Consider the following 20,558-nt stretch of genomic DNA (forward strand, 5'->3'; position numbering starts at 1 on the left):
CCCGCTGGGGGATGTCCTAGAACTTCTTGCTCAGGTTCATGTACCAGTAGCGGCCCGTGGCGTTGTGCAGCGCGCCCAGGTAGCCGAAGTTCGACGAGGCGATCGGCGGGTCCTTGTCGAACACGTTGCGCGCACCGATGCGAATGGTCGAGCCGTCGAAGATCCCGTCCTTGAAGGCGTACTGGCCGTACAGGCTGACCGTGGTCCAGTCCTTCACCGGGAAGTATTGGCCGTTCACCTGGGCCGGACCAGTGTCATAGACCTCGCCGACATACTGCACGAAGGCGCCCGCGCCCCAGCCGTTGTAGCGCCAGGTCAGGTTGGCCGTGCCGCGGAACTCGGGGAAGCCATCCATCTTGATCTGGTTGCCGGCCGACGAGATCGTCAGGCCTGGCAGCTCGCCGGCGGCGACAGCGGCCTGGAGCAGCGACTCCACCGGGCTGGGCGCCTGGTCGTACTTCAGCAGCTTGGCGACGTTGACCGAGAAACCGAAGTCGCCCCACGGGGTGTCGTCCAGGTCGTAGTCCAGGCTGAAGTCGACGCCCTGCACCATGCGCGGCTGCAGGTTCTGATAGGTGTCGTTGACGTAGGCGATGTTACCGACCGCGACCCCGCCGACCGGCGCGTCGCGCACGACGTTCGGGTTCGACGAGCCGTGCAGGCGCAGATAGTAGTCCAGCGCGATGGCGTTGTAGCCGCCGACCACGCCGATGACGCCCTTCTCGCGGATCGACCAGAAGTCGGTCGTCAGGGTCAGCTTGCCGAACGAACGCGGGATGAAGGTCGGCTGATAGACGAAGCCGACCGTGGCGTTGTCGGCCTGCTCCGGCTGCAGGTCCTTGTTGCCGCTGCGCGACTCGATGGTGCTGACGCTGGTGCAGGTCGTGTTGTTGATCCGGCAGGCGCCGTAGTCGATGCGGCTGTTCGAGACGGTCGCGCCGTCGCTGTAGAACTGCGGCAGGTTCGGCGCGCGGAAACTCTGCGAGACCGAGCCGCGCAGGGCCAAGCCCTGACCGACCTTCCAGTAGATGGCGCCCCTGGGCTTATAGACGCTGCCGAAGTCCGAATAGTCCTCGCCGCGGGCGGCGATCTGCAGGCTGACTTCCTCGACCAGCGGGATGTTCATCTCGGGCGAGATGATCGGCACGGCCAGCTCGAAGAAGGCCGACTTGACCGAGCGGCTGCCGTGCACGTCCGGCGAACCCGAGGCGCCCAGCACGTCGGTGCCGTAGGTCACGCCGGTGACGCTGTTGGTGTACTTGATCTTGCCGTCCAGGCGGTCGTCGCGGTCGTCGTCATAGGTCTCGCGGCGCCACTCGACGCCGGCGGCCATGCCGACGTCGCCGCCCGGCAGGCGGAATAGGTCCTTCTTGGAGACCTTGAAGTCGGCCAGGGCCAGCGAGGTCTCGCTGATCCGATAGACGTTGACCAGGAACGAATTGATCGTGGCGCGGTCGTTCGGCGTGGCGTCGCCGATCGAATAGTTGTCCAGGCTGCCGCCGTTGAACGGGTTGTAGGCCGTGGCGTCGGTGCGGTTCAGGGCCTGCTGGAACAGGGTGTTGCTGATCGCATTGTGCGTCATGTCCTTGGTGCGGGCCTTGGAATACAGCAGCGCCGAATCCCACTTCCAGCCGTTCCACGAGCCCTTCAGCCCGCCCAGCAGGCGGTAGCTGTCGTCGGTCACCGTGTAGGTGCGCGGGCCGGTGTCGACCACGCGATAGGTAGTGATGTTCATCGCCACGCCGCCGGTCGGCACGCCGGTCAGGTTGGCCAGGCGATTGGGGCTGCCGACCGGTCCGAAGGGGTTCCAGTAGGCGTTGGCCGCGATGGTGATCGGGGCGGTCGTCAGCGGGGCCGACTGCTCGCGGCTGCCGGTGAACAGGGCGTGGTAGTAGCCCGCCTCGCCATAGGCGGTGACGTCGCCGAAGTCGTGCTCGACGGTCGAGAAGAAGTTGGTCCGCTCGACGCCGCCGCGCAGGGTGCGGTCGGGGTTCTCGTCGTAGCGCAGCACCCGGTCGGTCGTGCCGGTGATGGTGCCCGACTTGATGCAGAGGCTGCCGGTCAGGACGGTGCTGGAGCAGCCGGCGGCGGTGTTGCTGACCGGCTCGATGTGGAACACGCCCGAGGTCGTCAGCGCGGTCGTCCCCTGGCGCACCGTCGTGGTCGACGGGATCAGCGTGAACGAGCCCCAGGGGCTGGAGGTCGAGCGGCTGTCGAAGGTGGTGTTGTCCGCCCACGGGGTGTTCGCGATCTGCCAGCGGTGATCCTCGCTGGCGGCGTAGTCGCGCTCGGTCGCCATCAGGCGGCTGCGGCCGGTGTAGTTGCCAAAGAAGGTCAGGCGCGTGCCGTCCTTCAGCCGCGTGCCGGCCTTCACGTTGAACGAGCCTTCGCGATAGCCCGTGCCTTCCGAGCCGCCGATCTGGGTCTCGATCTTCAGGCCCCGGAACTTGGTGTCGAGCACGGTGTTGACCACGCCCGCCACCGCGTCGGTGCCGTAGATGGCCGCGGCGCCGTCGCGCAGGACTTCGATGCGCTTGACGCCCGCGACGGGGAACGCGTTGGTGTTGACGGTCTGGACCGGCACCAGGTTCTCGGTCTGGCTGCCCGGCGCCAGCACGGCGCGACGGCCGTTCAGCAGGGCCAGGGTGTTGCCGGTGCCCAGGCTGCGCAGGTTCAGCGAGGCCACGTCGCCGCGCGCGTCGTTCAGGTTGCCGGTGGTGCGGGCTTCCTGGAACTGCACGTCGCCGGCTTGCGGGATGGCGCGGAACAGCTCGTCGCCCGACACCGCGCCCGTGGCGATGATGTCGTTCTCGCCGACCACCGTGACCGGCAGGGCCTCCGTCGTGCGGGCGCCTTCGATCTGCGAGCCGACCACGATGACGGCTTCGACGATCTGGGGCTCTTCATTCGTCGCGCCGGCCCCCGCGCTCTGGAACTGGGGGGAGGATTCAACCGGGGCCTGGCGCAGCGTGATGGTCTTGCCGTCGTCCGAGGCGACGACCAGGCCGGCGGCCTTGGCCAGCTTGGCCAGGGCTTCGGCGTCGGCCACGTCGCCGCTCACCGCCGGGGTGCGCTTGCCGCTGGCGGCCTCGAACGGGAACAGCACCTGCTTGCCCGACTGCCTGGCGAAGGCCTGCAGCGCGGTCACCGCGTCGCCAGCCGGGATGTTGAAGCTGTGACGCGCCTCCTGGGCCAGCGTCGGACCTGCCAGGACCAGGACGGCGGCGGACGCCATCAGGAATCCGCGGACAGCGCGGCGGCGGGTGTCGATCGACATCTCTATTGGTAACCCCTCGGGGCGCCATCCATCCCCATGGGAAGGCGCCTTCACCATCACCGACGATGATGGCTCAAACTTCCGCCATCAGGACGCGAACTTTTTAACCCCGGCGCGACAGCCGAATACCGCCGTCGCTGTCTTCGGAGGCGCGCACCGGAAACGTGCTGGTCACGGCGGTGACGAAGCTCTTGGGCTCGGTCGTCTGGAAGTAGCCGGCCAGGCGCAGGCCCGAGATCGACGGGTCGGCGATGCTGATCTGCTGGCGATTGTAGCGGTTGAACTCGGCCACCGCCTGCTCCAGCGACTGGCCGTTCAGGGCGATGGCGCCCTGACGCCAGGCCAGGGCCCGGTCGATCTCGCTGTCGGACACCACGCGCGAGCGGTGGCCCGCCGAGCTGTAGATCGCCGCGACGCCGGCCGTCAGGCGCACCTCGTCCTTGCGCTCGGTGGGCTCCGGATCCAGGGCGACAGCGCCGCGCTTGACGGTCACGGCCGCGCCGTCCGAGCGCAGGCGCACGGCCATCTCGGCTCCGGCGTCGGCCTGCATCACCGCGTCGGCGGCCTTGATCAGGAAGGGCCGCGAGTCTCGGGCGGCCTCGAACACCGCCTCGCCGCGCAGCAGCTTCACTTCGCGCACGCCCTTGCGGTAGCGGACCACGACCTTGCTATCGGTGTTGAGCTCGATGCGGCTGTTGTCGCTGAGCACGACCACCCGGCGCTCGCCGATGGCGGTGGCGTAGGCGGTGCCGGAGCCGAAGGTCATGACGCCCGCGCCGACCACCGCGGCCAGGGCGACGGCGGCCATGCCCCGCGCCCACGGCGAGCGGCTGAACTTCGGCAGGGTCAGGCGGCGCTCGGGGGCCAGCAGGTCACGATCAGGCCGCTCCATACCCGGACGCATGGCGCGCAGGCGGTCTAGGCGCGCCCAGGCGGCGGCCTCGCGTTCAAAGGCGGCTTCGTTCTCGTGGCTTTCGTCGCGCCAGGCCTCGAAGGCGGCGCGGTCGGCGGCCGAGCACGAAGGATCGTCAAGCCGGACCACCCAGAGGGCGGCCGCCTGCCTCACCGTTTCGCGTCGTGATCCCGTCTCGCGCTCCATGAGCGTCCTTCGTCGACCTTATTCTTGCGCCCGATACGACGTCCCAGCTTCTCGGAACAGTACCGAAGGCCCTTCACCAAGTGCTTCTCTACAGTAGAGACGGACAGCCCCAACCGAACCGCTATCTCGTCCGGCGAGAGACTATAAACTTTTCTCAACGTGAAGACGCGGCGGCATTGCGTCGGAAGTTCGGCGATCGCGTCGGCCAGGGCGCGAAGCTCTTCACGTGATTCGAGCATCATGTGGGCGCCGGGCGTCTCGTCGATCGGTTCGATCCGGTCGAAGTCGGCGACGGCGGTGATGGTCAGCACCTTGCGGCGGCGCAAGGCGTCCAGGGCGCAGTTGCGCAGGATGCGGGTGGCGAAGCCGGCGGGATTTCCGATCTCCCGCCAGGTTTTGCAGGCGATGGCGCGGGCGAAGGTCTCGTGGACCAGGTCCTCGGGATCGGTCTGCCCGTCACGGCAGAACTGCCGCGCATAGGCCAGCAGGTCCGGCTCCAAAGGCAGGATCTCCCGCCGGAACCAGGCGCGCCTGTGTTCGTCGTCTTGCGTCATCAACGCTCCCCTTAAGGAGCAGCCAAGCCCATCGAACGACGGATGGCAACCCGGCGGCGACGCGGCCGCCGGGTTGTTCGCCCGACTGCCTAATCGTCGATCACGTTGTTGCGGGTGTCCTTGAGGAACAGCCCACCGATGATAGCGGTCACCCCGGCAATGATCACCGGATACCAGAGGCCCGAGTAGATGTTTCCGGTCGCCGCCACGATCGCGAAGGCCGTGGTTGGCAGGAAACCGCCGAACCAGCCGTTGCCGATATGGTACGGCAGCGACATGGCCGTGTAGCGGATCCGGGTCGGGAACAGCTCGACCAGCATGGCCGCGATCGGGCCGTAGACCATGGTCACATAGATCACCAGCAGGGCCAGCAGGCCGATGACCTTGGGCTTGTCGACCTTGGCCGGGTCGGCCTTGGCCGGATAGCCGGCGGCCTTGAGCTGGTCGCCCAGATCGGCTTCCCAGGCCTTGCGGGCGTCGGCGAAGGCCTTGCCCGTCGCCCCCTTGGCATCGAAGCCTTCCAGGTTCACCGCGCCCACCTGCACCGAGGTCGGCGAGCCGGCCGAACCGGCGTGGACGCTGTAGCTGACGCCTGCCTTGGCCAGATAGGCCTTGGCCACATCGCAGGGCGTGTTGAACTTGGCCTTGCCGATCAGGTCGAACTGGAAGGCGCAGGTGGCCGGATCGGCCGACACCACCACCGGGGACGAGGCCTCGGCATGGGCCAGGGCCGGATTGGCGTAGGTGGTGATGCCCTTGAAGATCGGGAAATAGGTCGCCGCCGCCAGCAGGCAGCCCAGGATGATGATCGGCTTGCGGCCGATCTTGTCCGATAGCCAGCCGAAGATCACGAAGAACGGCGTGCCGATCAGCAGGGCGATCGCCACCAGCGTGTTGGCGTGGGCCCCGTCCAGCTTCAGCGTCTTTTCCAGGAAGAACAGGGCGTAGAACTGGCCGGTGTACCAGACCACCGCCTGGCCCATGGTCAGGCCGACCAGCGACAGCAGGACGATCTTCAGGTTCTTCCAGTTGCCGAAGGCTTCGGCGAGCGGCTTCTTGGTGCCCTTCCCCTCGGCGATCATCTTCTGGAAGGTCGGGCTCTCATGCAGCTTCAGGCGGATCCAGAGGGACACGCCCAGCAGCAGCATCGAGACCAGGAATGGGATGCGCCAGCCCCAGGCCTTGAACTGCTCCTCGCCCAGCTGGGTGCGGGTGACCAGGATCACGGCCAGCGACAGGAACAGGCCCACGGTCGCCGTGGTCTGGATCCAGCTGGTGTAGAAGCCGCGCTTGCCGGGCGGGGCGTGCTCGGCGACGTAGGTCGCGGCGCCGCCGTACTCGCCGCCCAGGGCCAGGCCCTGGACCAGGCGCATCACCACCAGGGCGATCGGCGCGGCCACGCCGATCTGGGCGTAGGACGGCAGCAGGCCGACCACGAAGGTCGAGACGCCCATCAGCAGCATGGTGATCAGGAAGGTGTTCTTGCGGCCCCAGATGTCGCCCAGGCGTCCGAAGATCACCGCGCCCAGCGGCCGGATCGCGAAACCGGCGGCGAACGCCAGCAGGGCCAGGATGAAGCCGGTCGTCTCGTTGACGCCCGAGAAGAAGTGATTGGTGATGATCGCGGCCAGCGAGCCGTAGAGATAGAAGTCGTACCACTCGAACACTGTGCCCAGGGACGACGCCCCGATCACCAGCGCGTCGCGCCCTTTAGCGGGCGCGGCTTGGCTGTCAGCCCCCATTACGCTTGTCCCTTCCCTCGATGCGCCGTGCTTTTTCCGCCGGTCGCTTAAAGCCTAACTCACAGAACGGGATTCATAGACCGAGGATTTCCGGTAGCGCTACCACGTTTTGAAGAACGCTGGTTTCCTGGGCGGAACGGGTTCTTAAGGTCGCAGCGGCAACATCCGGCAACCTTCCGCAACATAGCGCCGCCCGATGCCCGCGTCCCTGATCCACAGCCGGTTCGAAGCCCAGGCCCGCGCTACGCCGGATTTCGTCGCCCTGTCCCATGCGAAGGGCGAGCTCACCTATGGCGCGTTGGAGAGCCTGTCGCGCGCCTTGGCGGCGCAGCTGACGCCGGGCGTGCTAACCGGGATTCTCGCCACGCGCGGCCCGCGGCTGGTCGTGGCGATGCTGGCCTGCGCCCGCGCCGGCGCGCCGTTCGTGGTGCTGGACCTGGCCTATCCCCTGCCCCGCCTGCGGAGGATGCTCGACATCTGCCGCCCGGGCCTGCTGCTGGAAGCCGGCCCCGCGCCGGAGGATCTTTCGGGCCTGCCGCGTCTGCCGGTGTCTCTGACCGCCGAGGCCACGGACGCCGTCCTGCCGACGGTCGATCCCGACGCCCCGGCCTATCTGCTGTTCACCTCCGGCAGCACCGGCGAGCCCAAGTGCGTGGCGGTCTCGCATCGGCCGCTGGTCAATTTCGTCGGCTGGCAGGCGCGCACCTTCGACCTGGGCGCGCCGGACCGCTTCACCCTGCTGTCGGGCCTGTCGCACGATCCGGTGCTGCGTGACGTCTTCACGCCGCTGAGCCTGGGCGCGTCCCTGCACATTCCGGATCAAGCGACGCTCACCGCCCCTGGCGGTTTGGCGACGTGGTTTGCGCAGGTGCGCCCGACCGCCGCCCACATGACCCCGCCGCTGGGCCAGCTGCTGACAGCCGGCAAGGCGCCGGCCCTACCCGATCTGCGCTACGTCTTCTGGGGCGGCGACGTGCTGCGCCGCAGCTTGGTCGACGCGGTGAGCGCCATCGCGCCCGAGGTCGAAAGCGTCAATTTCTACGGCGCGACCGAGACGCCCCAGGCCGCCGCCTTCTACCGCGTGCCGCGCCACGCCGACGGTGAAGAGCGCCTGCCGATCGGCCGCAGCACCGACGGCTTCGAGGTCGAGGCGCAAGAGGACGGCGCCATCGTCATCCGCTCGTCGTTCCTGACCCTTGGTCCGGTGCTCGACGGCCGTCTGCCGCCGCCCGCCCCGCCCAGCCCGCAGACCTACGACACCGGCGACCTAGGCGAGCGTCGCGCCGACGGCGCGGTGATGATCCGGGGCCGCCGCGACGACCAGGTCAAGATCCGCGGCTACCGCGTCGAGATGGCCGAGGTCACCGCAGCTGCGTTGCGGGCTCCATACGTTTCCCAGGCCGTGACCCTGAACATCGGCGCCGACACCGCGCGCCTGGCTTTGTTCGTGCAGCCGCTGAACGGCGAGCTGTCCCTGAATCCCGAGGCCCTGCGCACGCGCCTAGTCGCCGGCCTGCCCGACTACATGGTCCCGGACACCATCCTGGTCCTGCCCGCCCTGCCCCTGCTGCCCAACGGCAAGGTCGACCGCCAGGCGCTGATCGCCCAGGCTCAGGCCAAACCCGCCGCCGCGCCGACCCGCGCCGCGACCAGCCCGCTGGAGAAGACCCTGGTCGCCGACTGGAGCGACCTGTTCGCCCGCGAGGTCGGGATCGACGACAGCTTCGCCACCCTGGGCGGCGACAGCCTGTCCTACGTCACCGCCTATCTGTCGCTGGAAGAGGCCCTGGGCCAGGTCCCCGAGAGCTGGACCACCATGACCCTCGCCGAGCTGGCCGCTGCCAGCGGCGGCGAAGCGACAAAGAGAGGCCTCTTCGGCTGGATCGAGAGCGCCATCCTGCTGCGCGCCGTCGCCATCTGCGGCGTGGTCGCCAGCCACTTCCAGCTGATCTTCACCGGCGGCAGCGCCACCAGCGCCCTGCTGTTCGTCTCGGGCTACATCTTCGGCACGCTGCAGCTGAACGAGATGGACCATCAGCGCTCCCTCAAGCCCATGGGCCGGCTGCTGAAGGGCCTGCTGCTGCCGCTGTTCGCCTACGAACTGGCCAACACCGTCCTCAAGCTCGTCACCCACGACCCGGTGCGGCTGTCGAGCCTGCTGCTCTACACCGACTTCCTCGACTATCGCGGCCTGCCCGCCGACGGCCCCAACGCCTATGGCGGCCACGATCCGGTGATGTGGTACATCCACTGCACCTTCCACGTCATCCTGCTGTACGGCGCGGTGTTCTGGCTGCTGGACCGGGTGCTGAAGGTGGCCAAGCCCGCCCTGGCGACGGCGATCACCGTCCTGACCGTGGGCCTCCTGGGCCGCTTCATCCTGCCGTTCTTCTTCGTGCCCGACTTCGGCCGCGCGCCGCTGGACATGATGTCGGTGTTCAAGCACGCCCCGACCACCCACATGGCGACCTTCGCCCTGGCGGCGCTCGCCGGTCTGCTGAAGGGCAAGGGGCGCATCGCCTTCACGATCGCCGCGGCCGCCTACGCCATCGCCAGCTCGCCGTTCTACACGATCGGCGACGCGGCCGTGCTGGCCCCGATCGCGGCGCTGGTCCTCTTCGTGCCCAAGATCCCGTGGCCGCGCCTGCTGTCCAAGCCGGTCTACATGATCGCCGGAGCGTCGCTGTTCATCTACCTGCTGCACTTCAAGGTGATGGGCGTGTGGACGCGGGTGACCGACGCCTCGCTGGTCTTCGCCTGGGCCGGCGCCATCATCGCCGGCGTCGTGGCCTGGAGCTGCTGGAACTTCGCGATGAAGCTGCTCCCGTCGTTGCCGGGCCTCCTGCATCCCCGCCGGCTCTTCACGCGGGCGCCGGCCATCGGCTAGGGTCCGCCTCCGAAACTCGGAAGGACTCCATGACCCAGATCGTCCGCCGCGCCATCGTCGGCGCCGCCCTCGCCCTGCTGGCCGCCTCGCCCGTCTTCGCCGCCGGCAAGCCGCGTGTCGCCATCGAGACCGACAAGGGGACGATCGTCGTCGAGCTGGAGGACAAGAAGGCCCCGATCACGGCAGCCAACTTCCTGGCCTATACGGATCGGCATCGTTTCGACGGCGGGCAGTTCTTCCGCGCCAACCGGGCCAAAGGCGCGCCGGGCGCCGGCTCGATCCAGGGCCAGCCCAAGCCCTATTCCCGCCGCGCCCCGCCGATCGCCCACGAGAGCACGCTGAAGACGGGCCTGAAGCACAAGACCGGCGCCATCTCGATGGGCCGCGACGCGCCGGGCTCGGCCACCGCCGACTTCTTCATCTGCGCCAGCCCGCAGCCCTATCTGGACGCCAAGCCGGGCAAGTCCGACGCGGCCCAGGGCTATGCGGTGTTCGGCTATGTCGTCTCGGGCATGGACGTCGTGAAGAAGATCCTGTCTGGCCGCACCGACGGCCCGACCAATGTGCCGTCGATGAAGGGCCAGATCCTGAACCCGCCGGTGAAGATCATCTCGGTGAAGCGGCTCTAGGCCACCGTCTTGAACGGCGCCGCCACGGCTTCCGGCGGCGGCGCTGGACAGTTCTGGGCCAGGAACTCGCCGTGGCCGGGCAAACCCGCGACCTGGGCGGCCAGCATCGGCTTGGACTGGTCCAGGGTCTGGCGGATCACCTCGTAGGGCACGGTGTCGACCAACTGCTGGTAGCGGTCGGGCCGCACGCCCATGCCTTCCATCACCGACTGCCAGGACGGGTTGCGGAACATCTCGTCGACGCCCTCACGCAGCACGGCGTGGGCCTTGAAGAGCTCGATGCGGGTCTTGAGGGTCTCGGGGACCGGAGCCTCGCGCACCGCCTTCCAGAACGGCGTGTCCTCGCGCTGGGTCGTGCAGTAGTGCAGCACGATAAAGTCGCGGATCTCCTCGTAGTCGGCGGTCACCCGGCGATTGTACTCGGCCGCCAGCGAGGGGGCGAAGTCGCGGTCGGGGAAGAACCGCAGCAGGTAGTCCATGCCGCGATAGATCAGGTGCAGCGCCGTCGATTCCAGCGGCTCGATGAACCCTCCGGCCAGGCCCACGGCGACCACATTCTTCTCCCACGGGCGCTGGCGCATGCCGGTCTTGAAGGCGATGAACATGGGGTTCATCAGCATCTGGCCCTCGACATTGCGAACCAGCGTGTCGCGGGCCTCGTCGTCGCTGAGGTGCTTTGAGCTGAACACGTAGCCGTTGCCGGCGCGGTGCTGCAGCGGGATGCGCCAGCGCCAGCCGGCGTCCTCGGCCTTGGACAGGGTGTAGGGGTGCGGCGGGCCGACGTTCTCGGTCTGGACGACCACGGCGCGGTCGCACAGCAGCACGTCCGACCAGTCGACGAACGGCACGTCCAGGGTCTTGCCGATCAGCAGGGCGCGGAAGCCCGAGCAGTCGATAAAGAGGTCGCCCTCGACCTCGTGGCCGTTCTTCATGATCACCTTGGCCACCCCGCCGTCGGGGCGCGTGACCACGTCGGTGACGATGCCCTCGGTGCGCTTGACGCCGCGCGCCTCGGCGAAGTCGCGCAGGAACTTGGCCACCAGCCGCGCGTCGATATGCAGGGCGTAGCCGGCCCCGGCGATCAGGGTGCGCTGGGCCTTGAACGGCAGCATGAACTTCCACTGGTCGGCCATCACCGTGCCGGGCGCGAAGTCCTGCAGGCCCGAAGGGTGGCCGTTGGCCTTGGCCCGCAGCCAGCACTGGTAGAACTCGTGCGCGCCGATCTGGCCGCCGATGGCGCCGAACGGGTGGTAGTAGTGCTCGTCCTTGCACTTCCAGTCCTCGAAGCGGATGCCCAGCTTGAAACTGGCCTGGGTGGCCTGGATGAACTCGCGCTCGTCGATGCCTAAGCTGGAGATCAATTGCAGGAACGGCGGGATGGTCGACTCGCCCACGCCGATGGTGCCGATCTCCTCGGACTCGATCAGCTCGACCTCACAACCGCCGTCGTTGAAATAGTGGCTGAGCATCGCCGCCGAGATCCAGCCGGCCGAGCCGCCGCCGACGATGACGATCTTCTTGATGGCGTTGGGGTTGGTATTCATCGTCATGGTCCTATTGCGCGGCCATCGGAGCCGGGCGGCAGTACTGGTCGAGGAAAGCGCCGTGCGGCGGGGCGGCGGCGACCACCTCGCGGATGGCCTTGCGCATCTCGGCCAGCGGGGCGCTGAGCGTCGCCGGATCGATGCCGTCCAGGGCTGGATCGACCATGTCAGGCAAGAGCTCGAAGCCGGCATAGATCGCCATCCAGCTGGCCGGCTGGAACATCTCCCAGCGGTAGCGGATGAAGTGGCCACGCTGGGTGAAAAGGTCGACCTTGTGCTGCAAGGTCTCGGGCAAGGTCACGGCGTTGCAGTCGCGCCAGAAGGCCGTGTCACCCCGCTTGTTGGCCCAATAGTGCAGGATGATGAAGTCGCGCACGCGCTCCATCTCGCGTTTGGACCAGTCGTTGAATTCATCGACCAGCGCTGGGGCGAAGTCCTTGTCCGGGAACAGCATCTTGATCTTCTCGATGCCGGTCTCGATCAGGGCGATCGAGGTGCTCTCCAGCGGCTCCAGGAAGCCGGACGCCAGGCCCAGGGCGATGACGTTCTTGTTCCAGACCTGCTTGCGGCGACCGGGGTTGAAGCGGATCTGGCGGGGTTCGTGCAGCAGCGGATCGGGGATCGCCGCCTTCAGCTCAGCCAGGGCGTCCTCGTCGCTGATGTGGCGCGAGGAATAGACATAGCCGTTGCCGTAGCGGTGCTGCAGCGGAATGCGCCAGCGCCAGCCGGCGCTTTGGGCGGTGACGTCGGTGTAGGGCATTGGGTCACCGACGCCTTCGCTCTGCACCGCATAGGCGCGGTCGCACAGCAGCACGTCGTTCCAGTGCTCGTAGCCGGTCTGGAGGGCCTCCTCGATCAGCAGGCCCCGGAAGCCCGAGCAGTCGATGAAGAGCTCGCCCTCCACCGTCTCGCCGGTGTGCAGGTCCAGCGAGACGACGTGGCCGTCCTCGGGGCGCAGATTGACCTTGGTGATCTTGGCGTCGATGCGGCGCACGCCGTTGTCCTCGGCCACCCGGCGCATCAGCTGGGCGAACAGGGCCGCGTCGAAATGCAGGGCCCAGTCGAAGATCGACAGGGTCGAGGGCGGGTTGCGCGACGGGGCCATGAACTTGCCCGCCGCCGCCAGCGAGGCGCCCAGCGAGTAGTCGGCGATGTCGGTCGGCTCGCCGGCCTGGGCCAGCTTGCGCCAATAGTGATGGAAGCTGATCCCCCGCAGGTCCTGACCGAACAGGCCGAACGGATGGATGAACGACTGGCCCTCGCGGACCCAGTCGTTGAAGCGGATGCCCAACTTGCAGGTCGCGCCCGTGGCCCGCATCACCTCGATGTCGGTCAGGCCCAGCTGCTGGTAGAAACCGCGGATGGTGGGGATGGTCGCCTCGCCCACGCCGATCGTGCCGATCTCGGAGCTTTCGACCAGGGTGATCTCGATCGGGCCGCCCTGGAAGTGCCGCCGCAGCGCCGCGGCCGCCATCCACCCGGCGGTGCCCCCGCCCACGATCACCAGCTTGCGGATACGCTTGTCCTGCATCGCCTTACTCCCGACTCCCGGCTCTTTGTCCGGTTGGGCTCCAGGCTATCGGCTCGCGCGTGAGCCGGACAGCTGGGCTCTCAAAAAAAGAAAGCCGCCGTGGGGATTCCACGGCGGCCGCAGGAGGTTAGAGGGTGGCTATTACCAGCGAGCGCGGACACCCAGCGTGTAGCGGGGCTCGAACTCGTTCTGGCGGATGTACTGGGTCTTACCCTTGGCGAAGCGAGCGTAGTAATCCTCGATCTCGCCGGTCACGTTCGAACCGTTGAAGTAGACGGTGATGTTGTCGCGAACGTTGTAGCTGACGTTCACGTCCACATAGCCCGTGCTGTCCTGGTAGATCGGGATGTTGTTGCTCATCACCTCGGCCAGGCGGTCCGTACGATAGTTGTAGGCGACGCGCGCCTGCAGCTTGTCGTTCTGGTACCAGCCGATCAGGTTGAACTGGTGCTTGGAGTTGTCCTGGAAGGGCAGCTCTTCGCCGTCCAGACCGGTGCGCGACTCGTTGCTCGGCGAGTAGGTGTAGTTGGTGTCCACACCGAAGTTCGAGAAGAAGCCGGCATTGTCGATGAAGTCGCTGACCGCCAGCTTGGCGCCCACTTCGACGCCCTTCACCGAGCCACCGTCGCCTTGGATCGGCAGGGTGACATTGACCGTGCGGCGGATGACGCCGTCCTGGTCGGGGAAGCGGCCGGTGGTGACGCCGTTGGTGACGAAGCTGTCGATCTTCAGCTTGAAGGCAGAGATGTTGAACATCGAGGCGCGGCCGACATAGTACTCGATGGCGCCGTCGAAGTTCGTCGACCGCCACGGGTTCAGCATCGGGTTGCCCGACGATTCCGCGCTGGTGACGCAGCGGACGTTCGGCAGGGCCGCGCCGCAGTCGGCGGTGTTGATCTTCAGACCGCCGCCGTAGTTGCCCAGGTCGAGCGGCTGCATCGTCTTGGAGTAGGCGAAGCGGAACTTCAGCTTGTCGTTGAAGTCGTAGCTGGCGTTCAGCGAGGGCAGCCAGTCGGTGTACTTGCGACGGGTGACCTGGTCGCCCGCGTCGGCGTTGGTGTCGCCGTAGTTGCGGGTGTCGCCGGTCAGGTTCTGCTTGACGGTCAGTTCGGTCTCGATGACGCGCAGGCCGAAGTTACCCGACAGGCCGCCAGCCTCGAAGTTCATCACGCCATAGGCGCTCTGCTCGTTCAGGCGGACGTCGTAGGTCTGGCCGGGGACCTGCACGCGGATGGCGCCGCCGAACACCTTCTTGTGGAAGGCTTCCGCGTCGTCGAAGTCGTGCGGATCGATGGCCCAGAAGCCGGGGATGCCGCTGGTGATGCCGCCCAGGTCGTCGACCCACTGCACGTTGTTATAGGTCGACAGGCCGGTCGGCGCATTGACCGTATAGCCCTGGAAGACCGGCTTGCCCGTGACCGGATCGGGCACGAACTCGCCCGCCTGGCACTGGTTCTGGTTCATGACGACGTCGATGGCCTTCCACTGGGCCTCGCAGCCGCCGGCCGGAACGGGCGAGCCGTTGGCCTGCACCGCGCCCGGCGTGCCGCCGTAGAAGCCCGAGAACAGGTGGAACTGCTCGACCTCGACCGTGCGCTTGCTCTGGCGAACGCCCGCGTCGACCTTGGTGATGAAGCCCAGCAGCTTGTCGTCGAACTTGTAGTGACCGTCAGCGCGGAACACGTTCATGTCCGAATTGACTTCGTTGTTGCCTTCCGACGAGAAGGCGCCGATGGCGTAGCTGTCCTTGTTCGCCATGTAGTCCTTGAGGGACTTACCCGCGCCCAGGCCGCCGGCCAGCGGACGGTCGAAGCCGCTCCACACCGGGTGATCGCCGCTGATGTTGTAGTGCAGCTGCGGGTTAGCGCCGTAACCCTGCGGGTTCGGATCCAGATAGCAGCCGCCGGCGCTGCCGGTGACGGCGTTCGTGCGACGCGAGGCGGCGAACTTGTCGCAGATCGCCTTCGGATAGAACGTGCCGCGCGTGCGGTCGGCCGGGTCGCGGAACAGGTTGAAGCGGCCGTCGGCATAGCGCCAGTTACTCAGGTCGCCCTGGGCCTGGCCGTTCATGCTGAGACGATCGCCGTCGGCGCGGATGGCGCGGGCTTCGAAGGTGAACGGACCGCCGTTGTCGTAGTCCAGGCCCAGGTTGAAGTTCTTGGTCTTGGACTTGGTCGTGCGGTTGACGGTGAAGCTGTTCACCCACCAAGCGTTGATGTCGTACTCGTCGACGGCCACCCAGTTGCCGATGCCCACCGGGCTCGACACGGTCGGCTTGTTCCAGGTGCCGAAGGCGCCGCCGTCCCAGCGGTTGGAGATGTTGATGCCGACGGCGCGGTTGTATTCGTCGAGCTTGGCGTAGAAGCCCTCGGCGATCAGGGTGAAGCCTTCGCCCAGGTCGGCCTCGAACGCGGCGTTGATGCCGAGGCGCTTACGCTCGACCACGCGGTTGAAGCTCTCGTAGCCGTGGGGCGAGATGTAGCTTTGCGAGAAGCCGCCGCCCCAATCGTTGTTGCCCGACAGGCCGACGGTGCCCGAGTAGTTGTTGCCCAGGTTCGACTTGCTGGCGGCCGCGCCGACCATCAGGCCGACCCGGTCGTTGCGCCAGTTGACGACGCCGTTCAGCAGGTAGTCGTCCTTCTTGGTGCGGTCGCCGCGCTGGGCTTCGGCCGCGCCCGTGAAGGTCAGGCCTTCGCCGAACTGGAACGGACGGCGGGTGCGCAGGTCGATGGTGCCCGAGATGCCCGACAGGGCGTTGTTCGGGTTGGTCGACTTGTAGACCAGCACCTGGTTCATCAGCTGCGACGGCACGTCCAGCAGGTCCGGCTGGGCCGAGCCCATGTTGCCGGCGCTGAGATACTGTTCGCCGTTCAGCAGAGTGATGACCTGGCGCAGGCCGCGGATGTTGACGGTCTTGCCTTCACCGGCGTCGCGCTGGATCTGGACGCCCGAGATGCGCTGCAGCGAGTCGGCGATGGTGACGTCCGGCAGCTTGCCGATGTCTTCCGCCGAGATGGCGTCGACGATCGAGGCCTCGCGGCGCTTGACGTCCACCGATTTGATCTGAGACCCGCGAACGCCGGTGACGACGATTTCCTCGACCGTCGCGTCGTTGGCGTTGGCGTCCTGGGCGAAGGCCCCGGTGGCCAGGGCCAGCTGTGATGCGCCGGCGACAAGCGCCAACGTCAGGCCGCGCTTGAGCACGGCTGTCCTTGCTTCCTGTGACAATTCTCGCTCCCCAAAATAAGTCGTTCTTATTGGCCGCCTGCCCGCCTCTCGCGCCGCCGCTCTGACGGCGGCTGTCGAAAGACGTTTGAGGCTTTGCTGGCCTTGTCCAACCGCTGTCTGGCGATTGTCCAAAACCCTCGGCGGCCCCGGCGCCCGTTCATCCGATTCCAGCCCCGCGCCTTCATCGAACGATGTCACATTCGTCAGATGTCCCGGCCAAGTCAACAAAAATGTCAACGTTGTCATTCCTGCGGGACAAGGGTTTTCGGGGTGTCGCAGCACAACCCTGGGCGTAGCTTTAGAACGCAACTCCCGCTGCATCCGTTAAATCGAAGACACCATGAACATTGTTTTCATTCGACTTTTTCAAATAGACACCGGTTACTTCGCAACATTGCCGCCCTGTCACGCAAACGGGCACAACAGATATGTCACAACCCAGGAAATTGGCGCATTTGCCCCGTGAAATGTCCTAAATTTGTCCTGTCAGTCGACTCTTTTTGACCCATTTTTGTCCTGACGACATGACAGACAGGACAACATGGACTATTCGTTTGGTTGCTTGCCGCCTTGCGGGCGCCGCCATTGGCTGATGGGGTGCGCCGGGGAAGCTTGGCGTTAGAGCGGGTACGGGGACCGATGACGACGATCAACGACGTGGCCGAGCGGGCGGGCGTTTCGCCCAAGACCGTCTCCCGCGTTCTCAACGATCACGACAGTGTCAGCGCCAAGACGCGCGATCGCGTCCGCATGGCCATGTCCGACCTGGGCTACCAACCCAGCGCCGTGGCCCGCAGCCTGCGCTCGCAGGGTTCCGGCTCGGTGGGCGTGCTGATGGGCGATCCGTCGGGCGGCTACCACACCCGCGTCCACCACGCCCTGCTGCTGGCCTGTGTCGAGACCGGCCGCCACCTGTCGGTCGACCTGTCCGAAGGCCCCATCCCCGGCTGGGCCGACCGCGTCCGCGCCTTCGTCACCGACAGCGGCATCCGCGAGATGATCCTGCTGCCGCCCGAGTGCGACTTTGGCCCCATGAAGGAGCTGATGCGCGAGCTGGACGTGCGCTGCGTGATGATCACGCCGACCACGCCCGACCCGCACTTCCCGGCCATCGGCATGGACGACCGCGCCGCCGCGCGCGAGGTGGTCGAGCACCTGTTCTCGTTGGGCCACACCCGCATCGGCCACATCGCCGGCCACCCCGACCACGCCGCCAGCACCCACCGCCGCAACGGCTTCTTCGAGGCCTATGCCGCCCGGGGCCTGCCGCGTCCGTCGCCCGAGCTGATCGTGCAGGGCGAGTTCACCTTCAAGACCGGCATCGACGCGGCCAAGGCCCTCCTCGATATCGAGGACCCGCCGACCGCGATCTTCGCCGCCAATGACGACATGGCCGCCGCCACCTGCATGGAGGCCCAGCGCCGAGGCCTGCGGATCCCCGACGACCTGTCCGTCGTGGGCTTCGACGATGCGCCGATCGCCGGCGTCATCTGGCCGACCCTGACCACCATTCGCCAGCCGTTCGACCAGATGGCCCTGCGCGCGATGCAGACCTTCGCCGCCTGGAGCGCCAACGAGGGCGCCGGCAAGACCAACACCCCTTTCCTCGCGCAGCACTCGCTGGTGGTGCGCGAGTCCACCGGTCCCGCCCGAGACGGTCCGCCGCCTCGGAGACGACCCTAATCCCCTTCCCGACGTGGCCGCAGCGCCGCGCGGGGCGCAAGAACGAGACCACGGAGGAAACATGACCCAGACGACTTCGCTGGCGACTTGGCGGGGCCTTTCGCTCGCCCTGCTGATCGGCGCCTCGGCGTCCGCGCTGACCGTCGCCCCGGCCCTGGCTGAAGTCGCCAAGAAGCCGGCCGCCGCCAAGCCCGCCCATCCGTGGATGAACACCAAGCTCTCGGCCGACGCCCGCACCGATCTGGCGCTGAAGGCGATGACCAACGACGAGAAGTTCACGGTTATCTTCGGCTACTTCGGTTCGGACATGAAGCCGAAGTACACGCGCCACAAGGACTCGCTGGAGGCCTCGGCTGGCTACGTGGCGGGCGTGCCGCGCCTGGGCATTCCCGGCCAGTGGCAGACCGACGCCGGCGTCGGCGTGGCGACCCAAGGCAGCCACCAGGACCTGCGCGCGCGCACCGCCCTGCCCTCGGGCATGGCCACCACCGCCACCTGGAACCCCGAGCTGGCCTTCAAGGGCGGCGCGATGATCGGCAAGGAGGCCCGCGACTCGGGTTTCAACGTCCAGCTGGCCGGCGGCGTGAACCTGATGCGCGAGCCGCGCAACGGCCGGAACTTCGAATATGGCGGCGAAGACCCGCTGCTGGCCGGCGTCATGGTCGCCGCCCAGATCAAGGGCATCCAGTCCAACCACATCATCTCGACGATCAAGCACTACGCCCTGAACGGCCAGGAAACCGGCCGCTTCGTGGTCAGCAGCAACATCAGCGACGCCGCGGCTCGTACGTCGGACCTGCTGGCCTTCCAGTTCGCCATCGAGCAGTCGGACCCGCACTCGGTGATGTGCGCCTACAACCGCGTCAACACCGAGTGGGCCTGCGAGAACGACTGGCTGCTGAACACCGTCCTGAAGAAGGACTGGGGGTACAAGGGCTACGTGATGTCGGACTGGGGCGCCGACCACTCGTCGGCCAAGGCCGCCAACGCCGGCCTCGACCAGGAGTCCGCCGGCGAAGCCTTCGACAAGGAGCCCTTCTTCGGCGCGCCGCTGAAGGCCGATCTGGCCAGCGGCAAGGTCAGCCAGGCCCGCATCGACGACATGGCGCGCCGGGTGCTGCGCGCCCTGTTCGCCAGCGGCGCGGTCGACCATCCGGTGACCCAGCCCAAGGGTCACGACCTGCCGGCCGCCACCCTTGCCGCCCACGCCAAGATCACCCAGGCCGACGCTGAGGAAGGCATCGTCCTGCTGAAGAACGACGGCGACCTGCTGCCCCTGGCCAAGACCGCCAAGACCATCGCGGTGATCGGCGGCCATGCCGATGTCGGCGTGCTGTCGGGCGGCGGCTCGTCGCAGGTCTATCCGGCCGGCGGCCGCGCGGTGAAGGGCCTGGAGCCCGCCACCTGGCCGGGTCCGGTGATCTACTATCCGTCCTCGCCGCTGAAGGCGCTACAGGCCCGCTATCCCAACGCCAAGATCACTTACGACGACGGCACGGACCCCGCGCGCGCCGCCAAGCTGGCCGCGCAAAGCGAGCTGGCTTTGGTCTTCGCCGACCAGTGGACCACCGAGTCCTGGGATGTCCAGGACCTGAACCTGCCCAAGGCCCAGGACGCCACGATCGACGCGGTGGCCTCGGCCAACAAGAAGACCGTCGTGGTGCTGCTGACCGGCGGCCCGGTGGTCATGCCGTGGCTGGACAAGGTGGGCGCCGTGGTCGAGGCCTGGTTCCCGGGCACCGCCGGCGGCGAGGCCATCGCCCGCGTCCTGTCCGGCGAGATCGACGCCACGGGCCGCCTGCCCGTCAGCTTCCCCAAGAGCGTGGCCGACCTGCCGCGTCCCAAGCTGGACGGCGTCGGCAAGGCCGAGGGCGAGCTGTTTGATGCCGACTACGACATCGAAGGCGCCGCCGTCGGCTACAAGTGGTACGATCTCAAGAAGATCGAGCCGCTGTTCCCGTTCGGCTACGGCCTGTCCTACACCAAGTTCGCCTATTCGAACCTGACGGCCACGGCCGCCGGCGACAAGGTCACAGTCAGCTTCGACGTCAAGAACGTCGGCGCCCGCGCCGGCAAGGACGTCCCGCAAGTGTACGTCGGCCCCAAGGCCGGCGGCTGGGAGGCGCCCAAGCGCCTGGCCGGCTTCAAGAAGGTCTCCCTGGCCCCCGGCGCGACGCAGCGCGTGACCGTCACGGTCGACCCGCGCCTGCTGGCGACCTGGGACGGCAAGGCCCACGGCTGGTCGATCGCGGCCGGCCAGTACGACATCGCCCTGGGATCCTCGTCCCGGGCCCTCCCCTCCACCGCCCAGGTCACCCTGGCGGCCCGGAGCCTGCCGGTATCCCCGGCGGCGAAGTAGGCGGGTCGGGCGGGATCTAGCCTAC

At 67.4% G+C, this 20,558-nt stretch carries 11 protein-coding genes; 4 read left to right on the plus strand and 7 right to left on the minus strand.

Annotation, left to right across the window (positions count from 1 at the left end; translation table 11 throughout):
* Positions 1-16: 16 nt before the first annotated feature.
* The 4 genes from AC1RRR_RS11035 to AC1RRR_RS11050 form a co-directional block, all read right to left on the minus strand.
* Positions 17-3,277: a TonB-dependent receptor domain-containing protein gene (locus AC1RRR_RS11035; protein ID WP_492812996.1), complete on the minus strand. Its 3,261-nt coding sequence runs from the start codon at positions 3,275-3,277 to the stop codon at positions 17-19.
* Between the two features lie 103 nt (positions 3,278-3,380).
* Positions 3,381-4,376 carry a FecR family protein gene (locus AC1RRR_RS11040; protein ID WP_492812998.1) on the minus strand — a complete coding sequence of 332 codons (996 nt, stop codon included), beginning with the start codon at positions 4,374-4,376 and terminating at the stop codon, positions 3,381-3,383.
* Positions 4,340-4,933: an RNA polymerase sigma factor gene (locus tag AC1RRR_RS11045; RefSeq protein ID WP_492813000.1), complete on the minus strand. Its 594-nt coding sequence runs from the start codon at positions 4,931-4,933 to the stop codon at positions 4,340-4,342. The genes AC1RRR_RS11040 and AC1RRR_RS11045 overlap by 37 nt, the downstream gene beginning before the upstream one ends.
* 86 nt (positions 4,934-5,019) lie before the next feature.
* Entirely contained in the window at positions 5,020-6,672 is a 1,653-nt protein-coding gene (locus tag AC1RRR_RS11050) for an MFS transporter (RefSeq protein ID WP_492813002.1), read from the minus strand.
* A gap of 196 nt (positions 6,673-6,868) precedes the next feature.
* Between AC1RRR_RS11050 and AC1RRR_RS11055 the strand changes: the two genes are divergently transcribed.
* Both AC1RRR_RS11055 and AC1RRR_RS11060 read left to right on the plus strand, forming a co-directional pair.
* Positions 6,869-9,559: an AMP-binding protein gene (locus AC1RRR_RS11055; RefSeq protein ID WP_492813004.1), complete on the plus strand. Its 2,691-nt coding sequence runs from the start codon at positions 6,869-6,871 to the stop codon at positions 9,557-9,559.
* Positions 9,560-9,588: 29 nt separating this feature from the next.
* Positions 9,589-10,188: a peptidylprolyl isomerase gene (locus AC1RRR_RS11060; protein WP_492813006.1), complete on the plus strand. Its 600-nt coding sequence runs from the start codon at positions 9,589-9,591 to the stop codon at positions 10,186-10,188.
* Here AC1RRR_RS11060 and AC1RRR_RS11065 read toward each other — a convergent pair.
* The 3 genes from AC1RRR_RS11065 to AC1RRR_RS11075 all read right to left on the minus strand — a co-directional run bounded on the left by AC1RRR_RS11065 (position 10,185) and on the right by AC1RRR_RS11075 (position 16,491).
* Entirely contained in the window at positions 10,185-11,732 is a 1,548-nt protein-coding gene (locus AC1RRR_RS11065; RefSeq protein ID WP_492813547.1) for a tryptophan halogenase family protein, read from the minus strand. The genes AC1RRR_RS11060 and AC1RRR_RS11065 overlap by 4 nt on opposite strands.
* A gap of 10 nt (positions 11,733-11,742) precedes the next feature.
* A complete protein-coding gene (locus AC1RRR_RS11070) occupies positions 11,743-13,263 on the minus strand; it encodes a tryptophan halogenase family protein (protein WP_492813008.1) in 1,521 nt (506 codons plus the stop codon).
* Positions 13,264-13,404: 141 nt separating this feature from the next.
* Entirely contained in the window at positions 13,405-16,491 is a 3,087-nt protein-coding gene (locus tag AC1RRR_RS11075) for a TonB-dependent receptor (protein WP_492813010.1), read from the minus strand.
* 639 nt (positions 16,492-17,130) lie between these two features.
* Here AC1RRR_RS11075 and AC1RRR_RS11080 point away from each other — a divergent pair.
* Together AC1RRR_RS11080 and AC1RRR_RS11085 are read left to right on the plus strand one after the other, a co-directional pair.
* Positions 17,131-18,174 carry a LacI family DNA-binding transcriptional regulator gene (locus AC1RRR_RS11080; RefSeq protein WP_492813012.1) on the plus strand — a complete coding sequence of 348 codons (1,044 nt, stop codon included), beginning with the start codon at positions 17,131-17,133 and terminating at the stop codon, positions 18,172-18,174.
* Between the two features lie 61 nt (positions 18,175-18,235).
* Positions 18,236-20,533: a beta-glucosidase family protein gene (locus AC1RRR_RS11085; protein ID WP_492813014.1), complete on the plus strand. Its 2,298-nt coding sequence runs from the start codon at positions 18,236-18,238 to the stop codon at positions 20,531-20,533.
* Positions 20,534-20,558: the final 25 nt, after the last annotated feature.

This window comes from Caulobacter sp. GW821-FHT12D05 (assembly GCF_058807295.1).